The sequence below is a fragment of the Huintestinicola sp. genome (assembly GCF_051882455.1).
In the GTDB taxonomy this organism is placed as follows: Bacteria; Bacillota; Clostridia; order Oscillospirales; family Ruminococcaceae; genus Huintestinicola.
In genome coordinates this window covers 1-21,511 of record NZ_JBJERV010000009.1, presented here as the reverse complement: position 1 = coordinate 21,511, position 21,511 = coordinate 1, and the positions used below count along the sequence as shown (strand labels likewise).

The following is a 21,511-nucleotide window of genomic DNA, read 5'->3' as shown; positions in this document are numbered from 1 at the left end:
ATGCAGAAATTATTTGAATACGCCGAGAAATACATAGAGGGAAGCAGCTGGAAGGACCTTGCTCTTATTAAATTCTGCCTGTGTGCGATGGGGATCATCATAGGAGCAAATATCGCTCCGAAACACAAAAAAGCCGTGACCGCAGCGGCGGCAGGCGTTTTTGTGCTCACATATATCCCTCTTATGGCAAAGTTTTTTAAAATAGTCTTCGGCTGTGACAAAGCTTTGGATGAGGAAAAATAAACTATTTTCTTGAGCTTGAAAAGGACAGCAGCTTTTCCGCAGTCAGCCGTCCTGTTTCAAAGGCTCTTCCGATGTCATCGGCTGTACAGGAAGCCCTCGCCTCGGAAAGCTGCGATCTCCATAATGGGAGAAGGGTGGTCTCGACAGACAATATACCCGAGATAAGTCCGCTGTTTTTTGCCGCAAAGCTGTCGATAAGCTGTCCGTTTTTCGCAGCCACTATGCGGGACATATCCATATCTCTGAGCTGCCGCTCAAGAAGCTCCTTTTCATTTTGTGAAAATTCTTCTCCCGAGCTCAAGAGCTCCTTTATCCTGTTTTCAAGCGACAACAGAATATCACTCTCTTTTATGAGCTGCTCCGAAAGTGTTCTGAGCAGCTCATCTGTCTTGTAAAGCTCTGTAAGCGCTCCTTTAAGCTCGGACTGAAAGCCGCTCAGCCTTTCTTCCGTCTCGTCTATCCTTTCAAGCACACGGGCAAGATATATATACCTTTTTATCCCGCTGACATCGGGGATATCCTCCGTCCCGAGAGAGCGGACTGCGGCGGTCAGAGTGCCGCATATCTTCACATCGGGGTCACTTTGGGAAAGCCTGAACAATATATCTGATACCGCCGCGATTTTCTTTCTCGAGCTGTCAGCTTTCGCCATAAGAGACGCTGTATCAGCGTGTTCGGTCATTTCATACATTTTCTTCGCCTGCCTTCATAAGCGGAATTATTATATTGTCGCCGATGCCCATTATCCGGAACATTTCCGCTCCGTCCGAAAAGATATTTTCGCCTGTCACACCCATTTCTTCAGGTGATGATATGACCATATCGTTCTGTGAGATCCCGAAAATATTGCGAAACTGCCCGTCGCTCAGGGCTTTTCCGTAATTGGGATACCACTCGCTGCATTCAAAGGGAACAGACTCCATCACACGAAAAACTATCCGTCTCACAAACTCCCTTGAACACAGCGGATAAAAGCATTTTTTCGCATTCAGAAGCTCCTGGGGGGCTTTCAGCGATATGTCAAAAACAAATATCTCGTCCCTTGTATACACGCTCATAAACACCTTGAGATTGACCCCCATGCCCTCCGCTTCAAGGAGCTTTACAAGGCTGAGAGCCAGGGCTCCCCTGTTGAGTATTGCATTATGCGAGGTCTTCACAGGGCAGGCAAGATTAAAATAAACGGTGCAGAATTTCTTTTCCTTTGTGCGCTCCTGACGATACATCGCCTTGGGACTGCCTGCCACAAAGGCGGGAACATTGGGGTGAGAGCCTGCCACAGACTTTTCCGTTCTGCGGATACGCACCTTTACGGGGACGTATTTTTCAAGCTCCTTCTGCATTTTCATAACTATCCTGTAATCACCTTCATAGTCTCCCAGGCAGTAGTCAAGCGCTTTTTCAAAGGGCTCCCCTGCAAATTCCGCATTTCCAAGGATACTGTGCTGTCTTGCGAATACGTTCCTGTTTACGGGGGGATCGCCAGATAAGTACATATAAAGCTCGCTCATACTTTTAAACGACACCTTATATATTTTCATAAATTTGTACGGGATAATTTCCGTTACGGGAGAGGAGCTCATCGTATTCCCCCATTCCCCGCTATCTCCGATACACGGTCTCTGAACAGCTCAAATATAGCAGAGCTTTCACGCTCTTCGGCATAGTATTCTTCCATCTGCTTTACGATATAAAGAAGATATTCGGTATCCTTTGTCTCAATAAATTCGTAATTTATAATTGCCGCTTCGTCAAAGCTTTGGTGATCGAGATATTTTTTGATAGTTGCCGCGTCACGGGTGGTAAATATTCCCGGAGCGGAGCAGTCATTTGCACGGCTCCATTTATCGGTGGCACTGCGAAACTGAACAGCAAAATCAAACCACTGCGGATAATCGGCTAATATCTGATTTTCAAGGCGGTTGTCATAGCTTACATACATTGCCGTAAATCTCTGCTGGACAGATTCCTCTATCTTTTCACGGGTGCTGTAATTTCTGTCGGCACCGCTGCCTGCTGTATTTCCCGCGGCGATTATCCTGAAATTGGGGTGACGCATCACTCTCTCGCCATTGGGGAAACAATAGCTTGCATTTCTTCCCCCCGACATAAAGCTGTTGAGCTTTACCGCCGCCCTGGAATTGGAATTGTCAAATTCGTCGCAGAAAACTATCCCGCCGTATTTGTATGCTCTGTAGAACGCAGGATAATTATATCCCCCGGACGCTGTCTGGAAGCCGATAATGTCATACTCCTCGTTTATGTAGCCGATATCGATAAATTCAACGCCAAGCAGAGAAGCTATCTGCTGCACAAGAAAGGTCTTTCCGCAGCCCGACGGACCGATAAGATAGGGATTGGAATTTTCGATCACCGCTGTGATAACATCGTTAAATCTGTCATGATAAAGAGCGCCGTTCTCGTTTATGTCCTTTTCCTTTATCCTGTTCAGTTCAGCAAACCTGTCGGCAAAGGCAACGCTTTCATTGAAGAAGAAATTCACCGTCATATCGGGCGGGGCGCTGTATGTTTCATCCACAGACGGCGAAGCAGGCACCGAAGCCGCAGGAACAGATACAGGCACAGCCTTTACAGCCATAGTCTCCTCATCAAAATTTCTGCTGAACTGCTCAACGTGGATTATCTTCTCAACAAGTCCCTCAGTCTGATTAAGCTCTTTTATTATATTTTTTATCTCGTCGCTCTGAAGCATTTCGGCAGCCCGTTCTGCCGCTCTGTTTGCCTCGGTGTTTATTCTGTAAAGATCGGCAGATGTGCTTTCCTTTATGCTTTCGGATATCATGCGAAGCTCTCTTATTTTCTTGTCCGCAGAGTCAATAATATCCCGAAGCAGCTTGTCCTTGTCAAAATCAAGCCTTTTCTGCTCCGCTGCAAGCATTTCCTCATACGCACGCTTTACATCGAGGATAGCGGCAGACGCCTCGCTGCGTATGCTTTGTGTTTCGGATACCGATATGCTTTTAAGGGTCTGCTCGCAGCTCTCTGCCAGAGCCTTGTAGCCTGCGGAATGCTTTTCCGATGCGGCAAGCTTTTTCTCGGCACTCTCAAGCAGCATTTCCGCCTTTCTTGTATTGATATCCGCAGCACTGAGCAGCTCCTCGCTGACATCATATATTCCCGCAGACCTCCGGGCAAGCGAAACAAGGTTCTTCATCACCTCGGACTTGTCCCCCGCAAGCGACAGCTTTTCCGCCGCATTTATGACCGCTGAGCCGAATGCCTGCTCGTCCGTATAATACTGACGTACAGCCACGGCATAATCGGATATCAGCTCAATATTATCCTGGACCTTGTGGATATACATAAGCGAATTCATCACGCTTATGTATATGAGCTTGTCCGCAAAGCAGGTATACAGCGGCGCGGAAAAAATATCAAAGGCATATATCCCGTCTTTCTCAAATATTTTAAGAAAAACGGCTTCCAGAAATTCATAGTTTTCCGTTTTCTCACCAAGAGGAATGACCGTGCTGTATATTTCCTCCGCGTCATCAAGCGCCTCTTTTATGCTTCCGTATTTTTTCAGCACCAGAATTCTCTCTGCCAGCTCTCCCAGCAGTTCAATGGAACCGAAAGGATTTTTTTCGGGATTTTTCTTTATGTCATTTAAGTATGCGCTGAACAAGGCATATCTTCCGTCTTTATTTATAAGTGACTTTATCTGCTCTGCAACTGTATCGAATTTGCTTTTTTTAGCTGCCATTTTCCCTGCCCCCTATGCTGCGGTAAAAATATCGGTTTTCATATTTCTGCTTGTATATCCCTCGTGAAAAAGAATCTGTCGGAAGGAAATGCGTGCAGATGCTCATTTTTCCGTCACTGCGGAATATCTCATGAACAGCATTAAAGCTGTCGGTCACAATGCTCGTGTCACAAGACAGATATTCCCGCTCGGAATGATACAAAAACGAAGCTTTGTCATCTGACTCCTTCTGAGATACTATTATTTCGGTCTTATTATCCGAATAAAAACAGTAAGCCCTGCCGAAGGGAAGCTTCATCATTTCACAGCTGCCGCCGCCGGAAAGCATTTTTATCTCCTCGGTATCATTCTCTGGCGATGAAGCCAGAGCTTTGCTGCCGTCATATACTATTTCCGTCTCGTCGAATATCCTGAGCTTTTCCGCTTTATGGATAATATCAAATGTGTTCTCTATCCGCATACGCTTGCCGCATCTCACATCGGCGGCGGCTGTTATGACCCCGAAGGAATATTTTACCGAAAGCTTTATACTGTCGGAGGGTGCGATAACATTGCCGAACACCATTTCAAAGCAGCTGCCTTTTTCGCTGTACGAAAACGGGATAGCTTTCCGCTCGCCGCTCAGTCTGAAACTAAGGGTATATTTTCTGCGGTACCCTTTGAGTTCCGATGGGAACATCGCTGTGTATCCCAGCTTGTCATATATCATTTCAAGATAATATTCCATCATAAGGCGTAAAGCCGAGACGGAGTCCTTTTCAAAGGGCAGACCTTTTTCATAAGCGCCGTCTGCGCTCTCATACTGCCCAAGCATTGGGGATATATCCGCTCCCATTCTCCCTTTCAGTATCTCACGGGTATAATCATCTGCCGCTGCCTCGGGACAGGCGGCATATGCCCTTACCGCCGCCTGCTCCAAGCTGTCAAAATGCTCTTCCCCCGCCGAAAGATTAAACACCTCTGTCCCCTTTATCACAAGCAGCCCCGTTACACCGTCGGGCATAATATAATATTTTATAAGCTCTGCCTCGGAAATTCCTGCTATGGCAAGCTCTTTTTTGTCCATATAACTATCCAAAATGCTCAATCCTTTGCAGTGATTTGCTTTATTTCTATTATACTATATGAGCGCGATTTTTTCAAGCATATTATTTCCTCGCTGATCATATCACATCTATAATAAAAAACCGACCCTTCGGCTGTTTTTTTAGCAGAGCGGCAGGAGCATTTTATAGCAGCCGCAGATGACCTTTTCCGATTTATTCCATAATGCTGCTTGACTAAATCATTGTATTGGAGTATAATAAAAATAGTATAATTTGTCATTTTTGAAAATATTTTTCCATTTGCTTCCGAAAGGATAATGACGTATGAATTTCTCAGATAAAATTATAAATGAATACAGGGAAAATGCCGATAAACGTCTTGCTTTTGTCTGTCGGTTAATGATCGGATTTATGTTATTGGTCGCGGTATTAAATATTTCGGGAGTATTTAAGATCGAGCCGCTCCCCTTGTATTTAACTGTGGCAGTATCAATAGTTAATTTCTTTTTGCCGACCCTGCTCTGCAATATCCTAAAGATCAGCTCTGTCGGAATGAGATATTTTATTTTAGGGCTCATGGTATTTCAGTCAGGTCTGCAATATGCCACCCTTTCTTATCACACCATCATAATGTTAGTATTTCCATTAGTGATGTCCTGTCTTTACAACGAAAGAAAATATGTCATTTACACCTCTGTACTGAGTATCCCCATGATAGTGATATCCCATTTTGCGGCATATTATTTAAAAGTTGTTCCCGATGAACCGCTGATCACTTTAAAGGGCACTATACTGTATGGGATAATCCAGCGGACAATTGAATTTTGTGCTGTGGTAATAATCTGCCTGTTCATTTCGGACAGAATAGAAAAGCTGGTCGATACTCTTGCAAATAAAAACAAAGAGCTATATGAAGACCAGGAAAATCTTATTTTGTCACTTTCCCAGATAATTGAAAACAAGTCGGAAAATACAGGACAGCATGTAAAGCGTGTTTCCGAATATACGGAGGTCTTATGCAGAAGTCTTGGATACAGCGCAGAAGAAAGCTGGAAGATAAGTCTGGCTGCTATGATGCATGATGTGGGAAAAATTATGATACCCGAAAATATTCTGGAAAAGCCCGGAAAACTTACCGCCGAGGAATTTGATATCGTAAAAGACCACATTAAATACGGAAAACAGATGCTTGAGACCTCTCCGGGAGAATTATTTAAAATGTCAACGGAAATTGCCTACCAGCACCACGAAAAATGGGACGGTACAGGTTATATGGGTATCCGCGGCGATAATATTGCGCCTTATGCAAGATGTGTGGCTTTAGCCGATGTTTTTGACGCTCTGGTAAGCCGCAGAGCATACAAAAAGCCTTGGGCGCCTGAGGAAGCTTATGATGAGATAGTTTCCCAGAGCGGAAAGCAGTTTGACCCCGAGGTGGTAGATGCATTTGTTCAGAACTTTGATAAATTCATTGAAATAATGAAACGATATCCCGATGAATGAAACAGAGCGTGAGTAGTGACCTCACGCTCTGTTTCATTCTGTTTCTCAATTTATATCAGCAACCGAGTCCCGCTCAACAAGGTTTGTATGAAGCTGCACCGAGCTGATCTGTATTCCGTTTTTTATCTGCATCATGGTATAAAATGCAGCCTTTCCTATGTGTATCCTGTTCTGGTTTATAGTTGTAAGCGCGGGAGAGCAGTATTCCGCAGCAGGAAGATTGTCATAGCCTGTAACGCTTATATCCTGCGGAACGTGGTAGCCCGCCTTTACAAGCTCCTTCACTGCTGCCGAGGCAATTACATCGCTTATGCACACGATAGCTGTTACACCCGTTTTGGCTATGTCAAGAGTCAGCTTTTTTATGCCTCTTCCCGAGAAATGACCGCATTTCACAGTGCCGTCGGCAACGGTCAGTCCCAGCTCCTCCATATTGCTCAGAAAAGCGTTCTTTCGCTCCACGGTAACGATGCTGTCCGCCTCTCCCCCGATAAAGCCGATCTGTCGGTGTCCCTTGCGGTAAAGATATTTTACTGCCTGAGATATACCGTCGGCATTGTCGCAGCCTACTCTTGCCACAAGGGGATTTTCAATGTAGTTATCCAGGACCACCATGGGGAGATTGTGCCCCTTGTTGCGCTCGATAAAGTCAATATGAGGTCTGAAGCCGAGAAAGAATATCCCCTCATAGCCGTTGCCGATCACAAGATGGTCATAGTTTCCCGTATTGACCTGATCCTCTGTGACCGAAATAATATTCAGACCGATATTATTCTCCACAGCGGCAGCCTGAACGCCTGCGATTATCTCATAGCCGAACTGGCTGCTTGTTCCGTAATGTATGCCGTATACGAGGACTGCCACGTTCTTCTTTCTGAGCATACGCTCGGGACTGATATAATATCCCATCTCGGCAGCACATCTCATTATGCTCTCGCGAGTCTCGTCGCTGATATCGGTAGCACCCGAGATCGCCTTTGATACCGTACTTTTGGACAATTTCATTTTATCGGCAATGTCCTGTATCGTGACTCTTTTGCCCAAGCTCATTCCTCCCTTTTTATTGAAGACAGATGAAGTATCAGCCCTTTACAGCGCCGCCTGTAACACCCTCAACATAGTATTTCTGCATTGAAATAAACAGTGCTGCGATAGGAATGGAAACGAGTACCGCACCCGCCGCAAACTGTGTATAATACGCTCCGATAAATTCTCTTTCAAGCATTTTGAACATTCCCAGCGCAACGGTATAGCTCTCATAATTCGAGCCGCAGATGATGCTGGGGAAGATATAATCTATCCAGGGTGCCATAAAGGAAGTGAGGATAGTATATACGATTATCGGCTTTGAAAGCGGAAGAGTTATCTTGAAGAATACCTGTGACTTTGTTGCGCCGTCCAGATAGGCGGATTCGTCAAGCGCCTTGGGAACTGTGTCAAAAAATCCCTTTGCAATATAATACTGAAGTCCCGAGCCTGCGATATAAACAAGGGTAAGGCATACAAGAGGTTCGTTCAGAAGATTCATACCCTTGAGTATGTAGTAAACTGCTATCATTGACATAAATCCGGGGAACATTCCGAGAATAAGCGCTACATTCATCAGCGGCTTTCTCATTTTAAAGCGCAGACGGCTGAGTGCAAAGGAGACTGCAAGCACGATAAGTGTAGAACCGATGCAGGATATTACCGACACAAGAAGAGTATTGGCAAACCATTTTGTAAAGTGGAACTGCTGATCCTTTGTTATAAGATTTACGTAGTTATTTACGGTGAAGCCCTTGGGCCAGAAGTAGCTGGTGTAGGAACCGGGTTCTTCACGGAAGGATGTGAGTATCACCCAGCACAGGGGCAGTATCCAGATGATGCCGAGAACCAGCAGCAGTATCTGTATAAAGCCGTTTGTGAATTTCTGCTGTGCCTTGTATGATTTATTCAGATCAAACATTACTGGAACGCCTCCTCATTATTGTAGGACTGAGAATTACGGAATGTTATCAGCGAGATGACCGAGCAGATAACAAACACGAGTATTCCGATGGTGGACGCATAGCAATAGTCTCTCGAGTTGACTGTAAGCTTGTAGAGCCATGTAACGAGCAGGTCTGTCTTTCCTGCCTGATAGTAATCAAGTGTTGCGGGAGTTCCGCCTGTGAGGAAGTAGATGACGTTAAAGTTGTTGATATTTCCGATAAACTGTGTGATAAGGTATGGTGTGGTAACAAAAAGCACGTAGGGCATTGTTATCTTCGTAAACATAACAAAGGGAGACGCACCGTCTATCCTTGCTGCTTCATAAAGGTCCTCGGGGATATTCATGAGGATACCGGAGGTTATGAGCATTGTGTAGGGAATACCTATCCAGAGGTTTACGAGAATTACCGTTACTCTTGCCCAGGTAGGGTCGGTGAAGAAGGGCAGCGGGGTGTCAATAAGACCAAGCTCCATAAGAAGCACATTCACGGGTCCTGCCTCTGCAAGCATATTCTTCATTACAAGCAGGGAAACGAACTGGGGAACTGCGATCGCCAGAACAAAAAGAGTTCTGTAAAACGATTTAAATCTAATTCCCTTTTTATTGATGAGCATTGCAAGGATAATTCCGAAAACATAGTTCAGAAATGTTGCAAATACAGCCCATACAAGGGTCCAGCCCAGAACAGGCCAGAAGGTCTGAGAAAGAACGGAATTTGCCCCGAGCATTGTTTTGAAATTGTCAAGTCCTACCCAGGTGAACAGATTTGCGGGAACCTGATGATCCTTGTCGTAATTGGTGAAGGCAAGGAGTATCATATAGACCAGAGGGATTATGGTAAATATCAGAACGCCTGCAATGGGGAAAGCAAGAAGTGTTTTGTGGAACTTGCCGTCAAGAAGCGCTGCCACATCATCTTTGAATTTGGGGAGCTTTGAGCCTGCCTTTGAAAGCTTCTCAGCCTCTGCGGCAGATGAGACATTGTTCAGATAAACTGCAATAAATACCGCTGTCACAAACAATGCGAGTATTCCGTAAAGAAGTATGAGCATTGAGTTATCGCCGTTTTCGCGCATAACATCAATTCCGAGCTCCTCGTCGAAATACCAGCCGCGCCGGACAGTTCCGAGAGTTTTAAGCCCTGCAATGCAGCCTGCGCCGCTGGTCACCATATACCATATGTACGACACCTCAGAAGCAAGGAAAAGCAAGCCTCGTACTATCTGTCCTCTGAAAAGATTTCCCATGCCCATTATAAAGAAGGACAGCTTTGTGCGCAACCCGCCTTCGGCAAAGGTCTTTCCGAAATTTTTAAAGCCGTCTCCCAGCTTTCTGAAAAATGAGGACACATTTTTGGGAATTCCCCTGAAGAAATTCACTATTCCCAATACAGCTCCTTTGACAGTCTCCACGATCTTAACAATAAGCTTCGTATACCACGGCAAAAGGAAATATTCTAACTGCGTCATATCGATCCCTCCGTATAATTTTATTTTCATTTGATAAAGCCCCGATACAGCTTTAAACAAATATCCGAACATTTCGGATACTTGTTCAAAGCTGTTATCCGCAATATCGCTTGCGGATAACAGGCTTTATTTAAGGAGAAAAAAGGTTAGCTGAGATTACTCGCTTGTAAGTGCCGAAAGAACGGATTCAACATACTTATCAAGCTTTTCCTGGAGATTATCCTTTGTGATATTGCCAGCGATGAGGTCCTGACCGAATGCCTCTGCGGGTGTCCAGTAGTTGCCCGACTGAGGAATGGAGGTCTGAACGGTTGCGTACTGAGCCTGCTGTGCAAGAGCTGCTACTGCTATATTGGAATTGAGCTTTTCTGTGTCTGCTGCAAGTTTTACATTTGAAGGAGCAAATGAACGCTCTTCAAAATTTATTACCTGATTGTCATAGTTTGTGAGCCATTCTGCAAGTGCCATTGCGTCGAGAGGATTTTTTGTCTCGGAATTTACGCCCATGATCTTGAAGTTTGCCATGCCGCCCAGCTGAACGCTTTCGCCGTTGGGAAGAGTAATGCTGGGGAGCTTTGTTGCAGCATAGTTATCGCCGAGGGATGCCTGGATATCGGCAGCGTTCCATGTTCCTGTTACAGCCGCTGCAACAGAGCCGTCGGCAAAGCCTGCCTTGATAAGACCGTCGTCCATGTTTGCTCCGAACTTGGGATTTTTAACAAGGTCGATAAGATACTCGCCTACAAGAAGACCTCTGTCATTGTTGAAATCGCACTGTGTGGGATCTGTGCCGTCATCTCCGAAAAGCTTGCAGCCTGCGCCGAAGAAGAATGCCGACTGATACCAGCCGTTATCGGTATCGAATGCAAAGTTTGTTGATGTTCCGTCAATATCCTTTGCAAGCATTACGTCAAGTGAAAGCACCTCTTCTTCGGTGAACTTGGACTTGTCGTAATACATAAAGTATGTATCGGAAACGAAGGGATAGCCGTAAAGCTCGCCGTCAACCGTTGCTGCCTGTATGGAAGGCTCGGAATTATCGGCAACTATCTGCTCCTTGTTCTTGGTAATTCTGTAAAGAGCGCCTGCGGAAACAAGCTCGCCTGTCTGGTCGGAAGCAAAGGCGAATACATCGGCTGCTGCGGAAATGTCCTTGAGGGCCTCCTTCTTTGCGTCAGCCTCGCTGACAACGCCATAGTTGAAGGTATAGCTCTTATCGGGGTTTGCTGCTGCAAAGGATTCGCACATTTTCTTGAGGGATTCCTGACCCTCCTGAGGTCCCCAGACGGTAAGTGTTACCGCTTCTCCGCCTGCTGCTGCATTGCCCCCTGCATTGCCTCCGTTTTCCGTATTTCCCGTATCGGCTGAATTTGAACAGCCTGCAAAAAGTGTTCCTGTAATAGCCATAGCTGCCAGTGCACCAATAAATCTTCTGCTTTTCATAATCTTTTCCTCCTGTATTTTCGTTTTGTTTCGATACTTTATTTTTGTTTCGAAACTTTAATTAAAGTATAACACCACGCTTTAGATTTGTCAAGCGTTTTTGCTAATTTTTTTCGAAAAGATACGCACATTTTGTAGATTTGTAACTATCAACAAATAGTAAAATATTCCATTATACAAAATGACTATATCTTCCTGATCTTCCATATCTCATCGGCATATTCGGCAATTGTCCTGTCGGAGCTGAACTTGCCTGCGCTGCACATATTGAGCCAGCATTTTCTCGCAAAAGATATCCTGTCCTTATAATCGGAATTTACTTTAAGCTTTGCGTCAATATAGCTCATGAGATCGCCGATAACATAGTAATTATCGGGCTTGTGCCAGCTTGCGCCGTCCATGAGGGAGAAATAAAGCTCTCTGAACATACCTGTGCCGTTATCGTCCAATGTGCCGTCAATAAGTGCGTTCAGCACACGCTTTATCTTCGGGTCATTTTCCGCTGCAGCACGGGCATCGTATTCGGGAAGCAGCTTTTCAAGCTCCTCAACAGTGGCGCCGAAAATATAATTGTTTTCCGCACCTGCCTCCTCGGCTATCTCAACATTTGCGCCGTCAAGGGTACCGAGAGTTACTGCGCCGTTGAGCATAAGCTTCATATTGCCCGTACCCGAAGCCTCCGTTCCAGCCATAGATATCTGCTCGGAAACATCGGCGGCGGCAACCAGCTTCTCGGCATAGGTAACGCGGTAATTGCTGACAAATACCACCTTTATCAGGTCTCTTGTATCCGGGTCGGAATTTACGAGCCTGCCTATCTCGCCGATAAGCTTGATAATGCCCTTCGCTCGGTAATATCCGGGAGCAGCCTTTGCGCCGAAGATATAGGCTGTGGGAACGATGTCCTTCAGCCTGCCCTCTTTTATCTCAAAGTAAAGGTACAGTATTGACAGAGCATTCATAAGCTGACGCTTGTATTCGTGGAGACGCTTTATCTGAATGTCGAATATCATATCGGGGTCGATGTCAATATGCTCGTTCTCGGAAATATATGCTGCAAGTCTGTGCTTGTTTGCATTTTTTATCTCTATAAACCTGTTCAGAACGTTCTCATCGTCCGCATACTTTTTCAGCTCCGCAAGTCTGTCAAGGTCGGTTATCCAGCTGTCATCGCCAAGCAGCTCGGTGATAAGTGCGGAAAGCCCGGGATCGCAGAGTGCAAGCCACCTTCTCTGAGTAATTCCGTTGGTCTTGTTTGTAAAGCGCTCGGGATAAAGCTTGTACCAGTCACTGAGAACGGTAGATTTAAGAAGTTCCGTATGTATCCTTGCAACGCCGTTTACATATGAAGACACATACACAGCCATATTCGCCATATGAACGGTATCGCCCTTGATAATACGCATATTGTCTCTGCTTTCGGCAGAAATATTCCTGCGTATGGTCTCGGAATGGAAATGCTCGTTTATCATAATGATAATGCTGTATATATCGGGGAGTATTTCCTTGATAAGACGGATATTCCACTTTTCAAGCGCCTCCGCCATTATGGTGTGATTTGTGTAGCAGAACACCTTCCGTGCAGTATCAAATGCCTTCTCAAAGGAATATCCTTCCTCGTTCATAAGCCTGCGGATAAGCTCGGGAACTGCGATAACGGGGTGGGTATCGTTAAGCTGGATAACGTTATATTCGGCAAAGCTTTCCATATTTCCGAACAGTCTGCGGTGCTTTCTCATAAGATCGGCAACAGCGGCTGCGCTGAAAAAGTATTCCTGTCTCAGACGGAGCTTTTTGCCCTCATCGGTCTCGTCATTGGGATAAAGCACTCTTGAAATATCCTCCGCACGGCGTTTAAGCTCGCTTGCCTCGGAGAATTTTCCGCTGTTGAAGAGCCCGAAATCAAATTCATTCTCCGTCTCCGCCTGCCATAAGCGAAGAGTTCCGATATTATCGCAGCCATAGCCTATAACAGGATAATCATAGGGAACCGCCTTAACGTCAAGATCTGCAAAATGAACGGTCACAGCCTCGCTGTCACGCCTTATGCTCCAGGGGTCTCCGAAACGGGACCAGTCATCGGCAGTCTCGCACTGAAATCCGTTTTCGATGCTCTGCTTGAAAAGTCCGTACTTATAGCGGATACCGTATCCGTCAAGGGGAAGGGAAAGAGATGCCGCGCTGTCAAGGAAGCAGGCTGCAAGACGACCGAGACCGCCGTTTCCGAGAGCTGCGTCCTCTATCTCTTCCATATCGTTGATATCCGCTCCCATAGCCTCAAGCGCCGCGGAAACGTCCTCTGTAATTCCCAGACAGAGCATATTGTTATATATCGCTCTGCCCACAAGAAATTCCATTGAAAGATAGCTTGCCTTTCTGGCGCTGTCATGGGCTGCCCTGCTTTTATCCCATTCGGGACGAAGCTCGTTCATCACCACCGCGGAAACGCCGTTGTGAAGCTGTTCGGGAGTAAACTTTTCGGTGCTGCCGCTATTTTTTTCAAGCTCTGCCCTGATCTTTGCCTGTAAATTTTCGATTTTCATAGCTTACTTTTCCTTTCTGTTGCATATTTCGGTAAGACGTCTGAGCATATCTGCATTTTCCGCTGAAAAATCCGATCTGACCGCTCTCCATCTCCAGTTGCTGCCGATAGTTGAAGGGACGTTGATACGCGCTTCGCTGCCATATCCGCACATTTCCTGGATGGTGGTCATGGCAATATCGGCTGTGCTCTGCCACGCAAGACGTATCATTGCATGAGGAATGTCGGAATTTTTTCTGACATTCAGATATTCACGGCAAAATCTGTTATCCCCCCTTTTGTTATGTCTTACCCACCCTGCGACGGTGTCGCTGTCATGAGTAGAGGTGTATACCGCACAGTTTCTGCTGCTGTAGTTCTGCGGCATATATTCGCTTTTTCCCTCAGGGTCAAAGGCAAACTGCAGCACCTTCATTCCGGGATATCCCGTCTTTTTTAACAGCCTTCTGACTGCGGGGGTCACTATCCCCAGATCCTCCGCAATGATATTTCCCTTGCCGGTGCGGCGGATCATCTCGCTGAAAAGCTCATAGGAAGGTCCCTGACGCCACTTTCCGTTACGTGCGGTAGTATCGCCGTAGGGTATGGCATAGTATCTTTCAAAGCCGATAAAATGGTCTATCCTCACAATATCATACAGCTTTTTGGCATAGGCTATGCGCTTTACCCACCAGTCGAAATTCTCTTCCTTCATGCGCTGCCAGTTGTATATGGGATTTCCCCAGAGCTGACCGTCCGCCGAGAAGCAGTCGGGCGGAAAGCCTGCCACAACAACGGGAACTCTGTTTTCATCAAGCTCGAAAAGCTGAGGCTCACACCAGACATCACAGCTGTCATATGCACAGTAAATTGGGATATCGCCGATTATTTGTATGCCATTTTTATTTGCATATGCCTTGAGACGTTCCCACTGCTCGGAAAATTTAAACTGCATAAATTTCTGAAAATCTATCTCCTCGGCATACTGCTCACGCGCTGCCCTGAGCGCATTCTCATCGCGCATTCGCAAGGGCTCGTCCCATTCGTTCCAGGGTCTGCCGCCGTGGACTGTTTTGAGCGCCATAAACAGCGCATATTCATGGACCCATGGGTTATCCTCGGAAAAGCGGCGAAGCATTTCTTTCATATCATCATTTTCGATAAACCTAAGATATGCTTTTTTCAGGACGATGTAGATATTTTCATAAATCGTTCCGTAGTCGATATACCGTTCGTCCTCACGCCACTTTATCTCCCCGTATTCCTCTCTTTTAAGCAGTCCTTCTTCTTCAAGAGCTTCAAGACTGATAAAATAAGGATTGCCCGCAAATATCGAAAAGCTCTGATAGGGTGAATCGCCGAAGCTTGTGGGCGACAAGGGAAGTATCTGCCATATGGACTGACCGCATTCTTTCAGATAATCCACAAATTCGTATGCTTCTTTGCCCATGGTACCTATGCCGTAATCATTCGGCAGGCAGGCAATGTGAAATAAAATACCGCTTTTTCTCATACGACCCCTCTTTCCCTGACTGTTTCACCTCTGACATATTCGGCGTCAAGCAGAATATGAGATGCCTCATCATTATGCTCAATCATATCAATAAGCATTTTTACCGTTATCTCGGCAAGCTTGTCCACAGGCTGATGAAAGGTAGTTATCCTGGGAGTGTAAAAATCCGCAAGCTCCAGTCCGTCAAAACCGATAACGGAAATATCATCGGGAATTTTAAGCTTCATATCCCCGAATGCCCTTACAGCGCCTATTGCCATTATATCCGACATAGCGATCACCGCCGTTATATCGCCGTGCTCCGAGATCAGCTTCCACGCCTTCTCATATGCCGAGCGGAAGGAAAATTCGCAGATCTCGGTCACATTCTCCACATCGGTGATGCCATACTCCGACAGAGTTTCGCATATGCCCCCGAAGCGCTCGCAGAAGGGTCCCGCAGATTTGTAGTCGCCGCTTAATATGCCTATCTTACGATGACCCAGCTCACACAGCTTACGTGCAGCCGCTTTTCCTCCAAGAAAGTCATTTACGCTGACCGATGAAAGATTTGCAAAACCAAGCTTTCCTGCATACGCTGTGCAGAGGACGCAGGGAATATTTATCCTGTCGAAGCACTTGCGGAAAATGCATATGTTTCCGCCGAGAAAAATTATCCCGATAGGCTTCATTTCTTCACACAGGTGCAGCGCCTCGGAGACCTCATTGTCAGTTTCGCTTATGTAGCTCACGGTAACTGATAAGCCTTTTTTCCCCGCCGCAGACTGTATCTGCTCAAGTATGGGTGTAAAAAACAGATTAGCGCTGCCCTTGACAATAAGCAGTACAGTTTTTCCCGAGGTTTGCTTTAAAAGCTTTGCATTGCGGTTCGGGCAGTAGTTATACTCTTTTACTATCCTGCATATGCGTTCCTTGGTTTCGGCATTCACATCGGGGTGATCGTTCAGCGCTCTCGATACTGTGCTTACGGCACATCCCGAAAGCCTTGCAATATCCTTTATTGTCAATGATATTTCACCGCCTCGAAAAAACTCTGACTGTCGGAAACGTTATCGGTAACGTTTCCGACAGTCAGAGTTTATCATATATATCAAAAAAAAGCAATACTTTCGGCAAAAGATCTATGTTTCGCACTAAACGAAAAAGTCTTTTAAGTATGTTTCGTGAAAAAAATTTTTGTAACATATCCGTTAATTGACAGAGTCAAATTACTGTGATATAATTAAAAAAAAGATCTGCACAAAATGAGCGCCGGGAGAGTGACACTATGATAAAATGGTTTATTGAAATGAATTTCCCCACTCTGGTAATAATTGTATATATGTCGGCTTTTCTGATGATAAATTCCATCTTTCCAAAAAAGATAAACGCTGTTTTCGCTCAGAGCCTTGTACTGACGGTCATTGAAATGATCGCTTACTGCGCCGAATTATGGACAGCAAGTCTCGACAGACCGACAGCTCTCAGGATATTCTTATCTGCGGTCGGCTACTCAGTACGTCCTATGATATGTTATCTTTTTGTTATGCTGCTTCTGAGGGATAAAAAGATAAGTGATCTGTCAAGAGCTCTTATCATTTTGCCCATGCCTATCAATATGCTGGTTGCTTTTTCGGCTTTCTTTACAGATATTGCTTATTCATATGACTCCGCAAATAAATTTGTAAGAGGGCCTTTGGGATTTTCCGCACATATTGTAAGCATAATTTATCTTATCATTATGATGGTGCTTACGTTCAGGAAATTCTGCAACAAGGATTATTCGGAGGGACTCCTTGTATTTTTGATAGTAATTGTCAATGTTATTGCGATGCTGATGGAGTCGTTTGCAGGAATGCACGGTGTTATCAGAAACGCATACACTCTTTCCATTGTTCTGTATTCCTCATTTTTCTGTGTGGAAAGCTTCAAACGCGACCCTCTGACCGGTGCACGCAACCGACGCTGCCTGTATATCGATTCGGAGAAGCACAGAGCGGAGCTGACTGCGGTGGTCTCCGCAGATCTGAACGACCTGAAAAAGATCAACGATATCCAAGGTCACGCCAAGGGCGATGAAGCTATATGTGCGGTTGTGAATACTATAGAAAACGTTCTTTCCAAAGGCTGCACCCTTTACCGCACAGGCGGCGATGAATTTGTGATACTATGCACCGGGACAGAACAGAGCACTGTTGAAAAAATGCTCGATGATATCCGCTCGGAAATGAAAAATACGCCTTACACCTGCGCTCTGGGTGCCGCATACATCACAGCCGAGGATTTTGACAAAGTGTGCGCACGAGCTGATGCCGAGATGTACAAGGACAAACAAAAATATAAAGATCTCTGCGGCGGAGAAATACGTGCATAACGAAAGTGCCGCTTATTACCGGGTCAAGCTTGATAATAAGCGGCACTTTCTTATTTTAATACATCCTTTTAATATATCCAGACGAGCAGCAAGGTCAGAAGTGAGTTCCAATAGGTGTCTGTCTCATTTGTGGAATAGCTGTTATGGTCGTCTATGTAACACATTGCAGGGAAGGCAGCTTTGCATTTTTCCTTGACAACAGGGTCCTCAAGCTCCTCGTCCGCCCCTCCTACGACCATACCCTTTACAGCCTCACCCATTGCTGCTGACAGTCTGTGATGAGGGTCATGAGGCGAACGTGTTCCGTGACCTGTGACAAAGCACATACCCAAAGGATTTTTCCCGAGAAGATAGTTCAGCTGCTCGGCTGCGGCGTTATAATACAATGGGTCCTCAGTCAGCCGATATGCGAGCATAAGGGTCATTCCGCAGCTCATTATCTGCATATTGCTCCCCCACCAATAATGCTCTAAAGCTGAACCGTATCCGTCGGAAGCGGCACAGGAAATATAATGCTCCGCCTCCTTTATCACCGCTTTGCTTATCATTTCGGAAACAGACGGGTCTTTCATTTCATCGTCAAGGCTCAGATAGGCGATATTTCCGAAATGCCCCACATTTCTCCAGCCGAAGCCCGCAAATACATTTTCATGGGCAGCTTTTTCAAAATACGACCTGTATTTTTCCCTGCCCGTCGCCTTATAAAGCTGTGCTGCAGCCCAGTAAAGTTCATCGTCACAGCTATCGTCACCGTATGCGCCTGTAACGATACCCGGGGGATTTTCCGTTATTATCGTCCCTCCGCCGTTTTCAAGAAAAGTCCATGCCCTTTCGGCGGCAGCTAAGCATTTTAATGCGTGATCGGGATAAATATCCTTGAAGCTTTCATATGCCATAGCCATTACAGCAGCAAGATCAGCCGAAGCTGTTTTTGAAACAGGGCATATTATAAGTCTGTCCGTCTCCTCCTCGGGCATAACATATCCTGGGAAATCCGCACAGGTAACTTTGTGATATACTCCTCCATCGGGGGTCTGCATTTTAAACAGCCAGTCAAGACAATACTTCACCTCGTCAAGGATATCGGGAACGCCGTTTCCGCTTTCGGGGATACCCGTATCGTCCGTAAAAAGAGACGGAGCCTTTTCATACGCAAGCAGCAGCTGTGCAGCTGTGACCGCAGCAGCAACGGTATATCTTCCGTAATCTCCGGCGTCGTGCCACCCGCCCGATACATCAATGCTCTCATCGGTGCCGTAAAGATATGCCTTATGCATATGACAGGGCTTATGCGAGAATTTTCCTGCATATTTTTCGTCAAGCTCCGTTCCGCAGCGCTGAAAATACATCATACGGACAGAGTCCCTGAGAAGCCTGTCAAACACATTTCCGCCTATCTTAAAAGGAAAAGAACTGCCGCAGCTTTCCGAACGGATATAATACTCACCTGCTTCGGTGACCTCAGAAAAATCGCCCGTGCATACATTTTCGCCCGATGAAGCGCTGTGACCTTTTTCGGATATTTTTCCTGTAAATACCACCGAATTATTCAGAGCGTCCACGACCTCAAACTCCTTATCGGAGCATTCGCCTCTGAAAACTGCCTTTTTTTCGGCTTTCGGCAGATAGCCTATCTGATTTAATACTATTTTGTCCATAGATACTCCTCCGAAATTACTTCTCTGAGCAGAAATTCGGTGATATTTTCTTCAAGGAAAGCCTTCTGTTCATCATTATCAAGCCAGAAATGACCGTTTCCGGGCATGGTCTTCATTTCTCCGCGCTCGCCGAGCTGCGATAAAAAGGTCTCTGCGTCCGACAAGGGATTTATATCGTCCGAGTCGCCGTGAAGGATAAGACATTTAACATTTTCATCGCCCGAGCAGGCGGAGCTGTCAAAAAACAATCTGTTGCCGCTTATGGAGATAACGGCTTTTATCCCGCTTTTGTCAACTGTTTTTTCGCTGCAAAGATAATTGCTGAAATAGAAATTATCCGCAATTTCAGCGCCTGAGGAATATCCGCCCAGGACAATCTTACTGTCGTCCATGCCATAGGCCGCCCCATTCTCCCTTACCCATTCAACTGCGGAAGCAACGTCCTCAGCGGCATTTTTTATAGCTTCGTTGAATGTACCGTTTTGCTCCCATTCGGGGTCAAGACGGTAATCTATGGAAATGCAGACATAGCCTTTTTTTGCAAGATCTGAGGCAAGCATGACAGCGGGCTCCCAGCTTTCACTCTTTCCGCCCGTGTACATTCCCCCGCCGTGTACCCAGATAATTACGGGGCGGGCATTTTCGGTATCACCCCCGGGGCTGTAAACATCAAGCTTCAGCTCGGTATCTGCCTGTTTGCTGTCCTTTTTCACAGCGTAAACAATATCTTTTTCCAACGTGATATTTTCAAAGATATTTTCGGAATATCTGCCTGTTTTTTCTGTGTCTGCAATTGCTTCTGTGACCATCTCCCCGCCTGTATCCGAACTGTCGGGAGAACTGTTTTGGCAGCCGCATATAAACACAGACACCATAAGGCTAAGTACGCATACCGCAATTATTCGCTTTTTCATATGACCATATCCTTTCATCAAAGATGTTACGGATATTATAAACTCTGATGTAAGGATAGAGTCAAGCGGTTTTGAAAAAATCGTGATATAGCACAAGCCCAACACGAAATTTTGTGCAATATTATTCAATAGGTATCTGTATCTCCGTAAGCCACCTATCAACCGAATCCACATTCCACATACCGTCTATGTAGCGCTCTCTCGGAGCACCGCAGGGTATGTATCCGCTTTTGTTTATCCAGTCGTACAGATATGCAAAAGCTGCACCTATGTATTTGTTTGAGCCATTAAAATACAGACAGGCTGCCCGACATCCTTTAAGATACTTAAATTCGATGCCGTCAGCTTCTCTTTCGCAGGGGGCGACTGCCATACTGTATTCAACCGTCATATTTTCACAGCGGTATTCATTGTCAAGGTATGTCAGAAAGCAGTAATCGGGCACAGCGGTTTTAAGTCCGCTGTATCGGGTGAAAAACTCACGTTCGGTATCGCTTATAAAATCATACAGCTTTTTATTGCTTTCAACGGAAGCTGTTCTGAAAAAAACTTTACATTCCGGAATGTCCTTGACTGCGGCCTTATAGCTGTCTTGTCCGCTTTGCATAAGTTCAAGCTTTTTCAGCTGCCTTTGCATTTCGGAAAGCTTATTTTCAAGCTGCTTATGATATTCGGACAGATACCTGCCTTTATCCGTACAAACCGATATCTCCTTTATCTGCTCCACAGACATACCTGTCTGCCGCAGAGAAATGATCTCCTGAAGCTCCGAAAGCTGAGAGGAAAGATAGTATCTGTACCCTGTTTTTTCATCGGTGTATGCAGGCTTGAATATGCCTTCTCTGTCATAAAATCTGAGAGCGGCTACGGTAGTTCTTGTAAGCTTTGAAAACACTCCTATACTGTACATTTTCATTTCTCCAAAATCATAAGATAACAGACATTCTTGCCAATAAGTATTTTTACAATTATACCATATTACTTTGGGATTTTCAAGGGATAATGCCGTACTTGCCGTATTGAGAACTGCAGTGGCTTTGTATTAAAAAAATCAGGCATAACCCTTTTACGGCTATGCCTGAGTAAATTATTATTTTATCTGCTCCAGAATACTCGGGTCCTTTATCTTGCTGTCCTCGGCAAGAAACA

At 45.5% G+C, this 21,511-nt stretch carries 17 protein-coding genes; 3 read left to right on the top strand and 14 right to left on the bottom strand.

Annotated features, from left to right (window positions below):
• Positions 1-243, top strand: a complete 243-nt coding sequence (locus ACI4J0_RS01315) for a permease of phosphate ABC transporter (protein ID WP_439764012.1) — start codon at positions 1-3, stop codon at positions 241-243.
• Position 244: 1 nt separating this feature from the next.
• On the opposite strand, the gene ACI4J0_RS01310 is transcribed toward ACI4J0_RS01315, so the two are convergent.
• The 4 genes from ACI4J0_RS01310 to ACI4J0_RS01295 form a co-directional block, all read right to left on the bottom strand.
• Positions 245-934: a hypothetical protein gene (locus tag ACI4J0_RS01310; protein ID WP_439764011.1), complete on the bottom strand. Its 690-nt coding sequence runs from the start codon at positions 932-934 to the stop codon at positions 245-247.
• Positions 927-1,754 (bottom strand): DUF7192 family protein, encoded by an 828-nt coding sequence (locus ACI4J0_RS01305; RefSeq protein ID WP_439764010.1) that lies wholly within the window; start codon positions 1,752-1,754, stop codon positions 927-929. The genes ACI4J0_RS01310 and ACI4J0_RS01305 overlap by 8 nt, the downstream gene beginning before the upstream one ends.
• Before the next feature lie 68 nt (positions 1,755-1,822).
• Positions 1,823-3,967, bottom strand: coding sequence for an AAA family ATPase (locus ACI4J0_RS01300; RefSeq protein WP_439764009.1), 2,145 nt, complete (start codon positions 3,965-3,967; stop codon positions 1,823-1,825).
• On the bottom strand, positions 3,957-5,045 hold the full coding sequence (locus tag ACI4J0_RS01295; RefSeq protein ID WP_439764008.1) for a hypothetical protein: 1,089 nt from the start codon (positions 5,043-5,045) through the stop codon (positions 3,957-3,959). Before ACI4J0_RS01295 ends, ACI4J0_RS01300 begins: the two co-directional genes overlap by 11 nt.
• 292 nt (positions 5,046-5,337) lie before the next feature.
• On the opposite strand from ACI4J0_RS01295, the gene ACI4J0_RS01290 reads away from it, so the two are divergent.
• Entirely contained in the window at positions 5,338-6,516 is a 1,179-nt protein-coding gene (locus ACI4J0_RS01290; protein ID WP_439764007.1) for an HD-GYP domain-containing protein, read from the top strand.
• 45 nt (positions 6,517-6,561) lie between these two features.
• Here ACI4J0_RS01290 and ACI4J0_RS01285 read toward each other — a convergent pair whose 3' ends face one another.
• From ACI4J0_RS01285 to ACI4J0_RS01255, 7 genes are all read right to left on the bottom strand, one after another.
• The gene (locus ACI4J0_RS01285) at positions 6,562-7,566 is read right to left on the bottom strand and encodes a LacI family DNA-binding transcriptional regulator (RefSeq protein ID WP_439764006.1); all 1,005 of its coding nucleotides are present in this window, start codon (positions 7,564-7,566) and stop codon (positions 6,562-6,564) included.
• Between the two features lie 31 nt (positions 7,567-7,597).
• Positions 7,598-8,464, bottom strand: a complete 867-nt coding sequence (locus ACI4J0_RS01280; RefSeq protein WP_439764005.1) for a sugar ABC transporter permease — start codon at positions 8,462-8,464, stop codon at positions 7,598-7,600.
• Positions 8,464-9,960 carry a carbohydrate ABC transporter permease gene (locus ACI4J0_RS01275; protein WP_439764004.1) on the bottom strand — a complete coding sequence of 499 codons (1,497 nt, stop codon included), beginning with the start codon at positions 9,958-9,960 and terminating at the stop codon, positions 8,464-8,466. Before ACI4J0_RS01275 ends, ACI4J0_RS01280 begins: the two co-directional genes overlap by 1 nt.
• Positions 9,961-10,116: 156 nt before the next feature.
• A complete protein-coding gene (locus tag ACI4J0_RS01270; RefSeq protein ID WP_439764003.1) occupies positions 10,117-11,403 on the bottom strand; it encodes an extracellular solute-binding protein in 1,287 nt (428 codons plus the stop codon).
• 185 nt (positions 11,404-11,588) lie between these two features.
• Positions 11,589-13,946, bottom strand: a complete 2,358-nt coding sequence (locus ACI4J0_RS01265) for a glycogen/starch/alpha-glucan phosphorylase (protein ID WP_439764002.1) — start codon at positions 13,944-13,946, stop codon at positions 11,589-11,591.
• Between the two features lie 3 nt (positions 13,947-13,949).
• Positions 13,950-15,437: a 4-alpha-glucanotransferase gene (malQ, locus tag ACI4J0_RS01260; RefSeq protein WP_439764001.1), complete on the bottom strand. Its 1,488-nt coding sequence runs from the start codon at positions 15,435-15,437 to the stop codon at positions 13,950-13,952.
• Complete coding sequence (locus tag ACI4J0_RS01255) at positions 15,434-16,444, bottom strand: LacI family DNA-binding transcriptional regulator (RefSeq protein WP_439764000.1); 1,011 nt, start codon at positions 16,442-16,444, stop codon at positions 15,434-15,436. Before ACI4J0_RS01255 ends, malQ begins: the two co-directional genes overlap by 4 nt.
• 260 nt (positions 16,445-16,704) lie before the next feature.
• Between ACI4J0_RS01255 and ACI4J0_RS01250 the strand changes: the two genes are divergently transcribed.
• Positions 16,705-17,790, top strand: coding sequence for a GGDEF domain-containing protein (locus tag ACI4J0_RS01250; RefSeq protein WP_439763999.1), 1,086 nt, complete (start codon positions 16,705-16,707; stop codon positions 17,788-17,790).
• 68 nt (positions 17,791-17,858) lie between these two features.
• Here the strand turns inward: ACI4J0_RS01250 and ACI4J0_RS01245 are convergent, their stop codons facing one another.
• The 3 genes from ACI4J0_RS01245 to ACI4J0_RS01235 form a co-directional block, all read right to left on the bottom strand.
• The gene (locus ACI4J0_RS01245) at positions 17,859-19,448 is read right to left on the bottom strand and encodes a glycoside hydrolase family 9 protein (protein ID WP_439763998.1); all 1,590 of its coding nucleotides are present in this window, start codon (positions 19,446-19,448) and stop codon (positions 17,859-17,861) included.
• Positions 19,436-20,362: an alpha/beta hydrolase gene (locus ACI4J0_RS01240; RefSeq protein WP_439763997.1), complete on the bottom strand. Its 927-nt coding sequence runs from the start codon at positions 20,360-20,362 to the stop codon at positions 19,436-19,438. The genes ACI4J0_RS01245 and ACI4J0_RS01240 overlap by 13 nt, the downstream gene beginning before the upstream one ends.
• A 121-nt stretch (positions 20,363-20,483) precedes the next feature.
• Positions 20,484-21,272: a MerR family transcriptional regulator gene (locus ACI4J0_RS01235; protein WP_439763996.1), complete on the bottom strand. Its 789-nt coding sequence runs from the start codon at positions 21,270-21,272 to the stop codon at positions 20,484-20,486.
• Positions 21,273-21,511 lie beyond the last annotated feature (239 nt).

Bases quoted from the DNA above. Each gene is read 5' to 3' on its own strand.
- ACI4J0_RS01310 (WP_439764011.1), bottom strand. From the start codon at position 934: ATGTATGAAATGACCGAACACGCTGATACAGCGTCTCTTATGGCGAAA.
- ACI4J0_RS01285 (WP_439764006.1), bottom strand. From the start codon at position 7,566: ATGAGCTTGGGCAAAAGAGTCACGATACAGGACATTGCCGATAAAATG.
- ACI4J0_RS01265 (WP_439764002.1), bottom strand. From the start codon at position 13,946: ATGAAAATCGAAAATTTACAGGCAAAGATCAGGGCAGAGCTTGAAAAA.
- ACI4J0_RS01300 (WP_439764009.1), bottom strand. From the start codon at position 3,967: ATGGCAGCTAAAAAAAGCAAATTCGATACAGTTGCAGAGCAGATAAAG.
- ACI4J0_RS01275 (WP_439764004.1), bottom strand. From the start codon at position 9,960: ATGACGCAGTTAGAATATTTCCTTTTGCCGTGGTATACGAAGCTTATT.
- ACI4J0_RS01290 (WP_439764007.1), top strand. From the start codon at position 5,338: ATGAATTTCTCAGATAAAATTATAAATGAATACAGGGAAAATGCCGAT.
- ACI4J0_RS01315 (WP_439764012.1), top strand. From the start codon at position 1: ATGCAGAAATTATTTGAATACGCCGAGAAATACATAGAGGGAAGCAGC.
- malQ (WP_439764001.1), bottom strand. From the start codon at position 15,437: ATGAGAAAAAGCGGTATTTTATTTCACATTGCCTGCCTGCCGAATGAT.
- ACI4J0_RS01245 (WP_439763998.1), bottom strand. From the start codon at position 19,448: ATGGACAAAATAGTATTAAATCAGATAGGCTATCTGCCGAAAGCCGAA.
- ACI4J0_RS01305 (WP_439764010.1), bottom strand. From the start codon at position 1,754: ATGAGCGAGCTTTATATGTACTTATCTGGCGATCCCCCCGTAAACAGG.
- ACI4J0_RS01250 (WP_439763999.1), top strand. From the start codon at position 16,705: ATGATAAAATGGTTTATTGAAATGAATTTCCCCACTCTGGTAATAATT.
- ACI4J0_RS01235 (WP_439763996.1), bottom strand. From the start codon at position 21,272: ATGTACAGTATAGGAGTGTTTTCAAAGCTTACAAGAACTACCGTAGCC.
- ACI4J0_RS01280 (WP_439764005.1), bottom strand. From the start codon at position 8,464: ATGTTTGATCTGAATAAATCATACAAGGCACAGCAGAAATTCACAAAC.
- ACI4J0_RS01240 (WP_439763997.1), bottom strand. From the start codon at position 20,362: ATGAAAAAGCGAATAATTGCGGTATGCGTACTTAGCCTTATGGTGTCT.
- ACI4J0_RS01270 (WP_439764003.1), bottom strand. From the start codon at position 11,403: ATGAAAAGCAGAAGATTTATTGGTGCACTGGCAGCTATGGCTATTACA.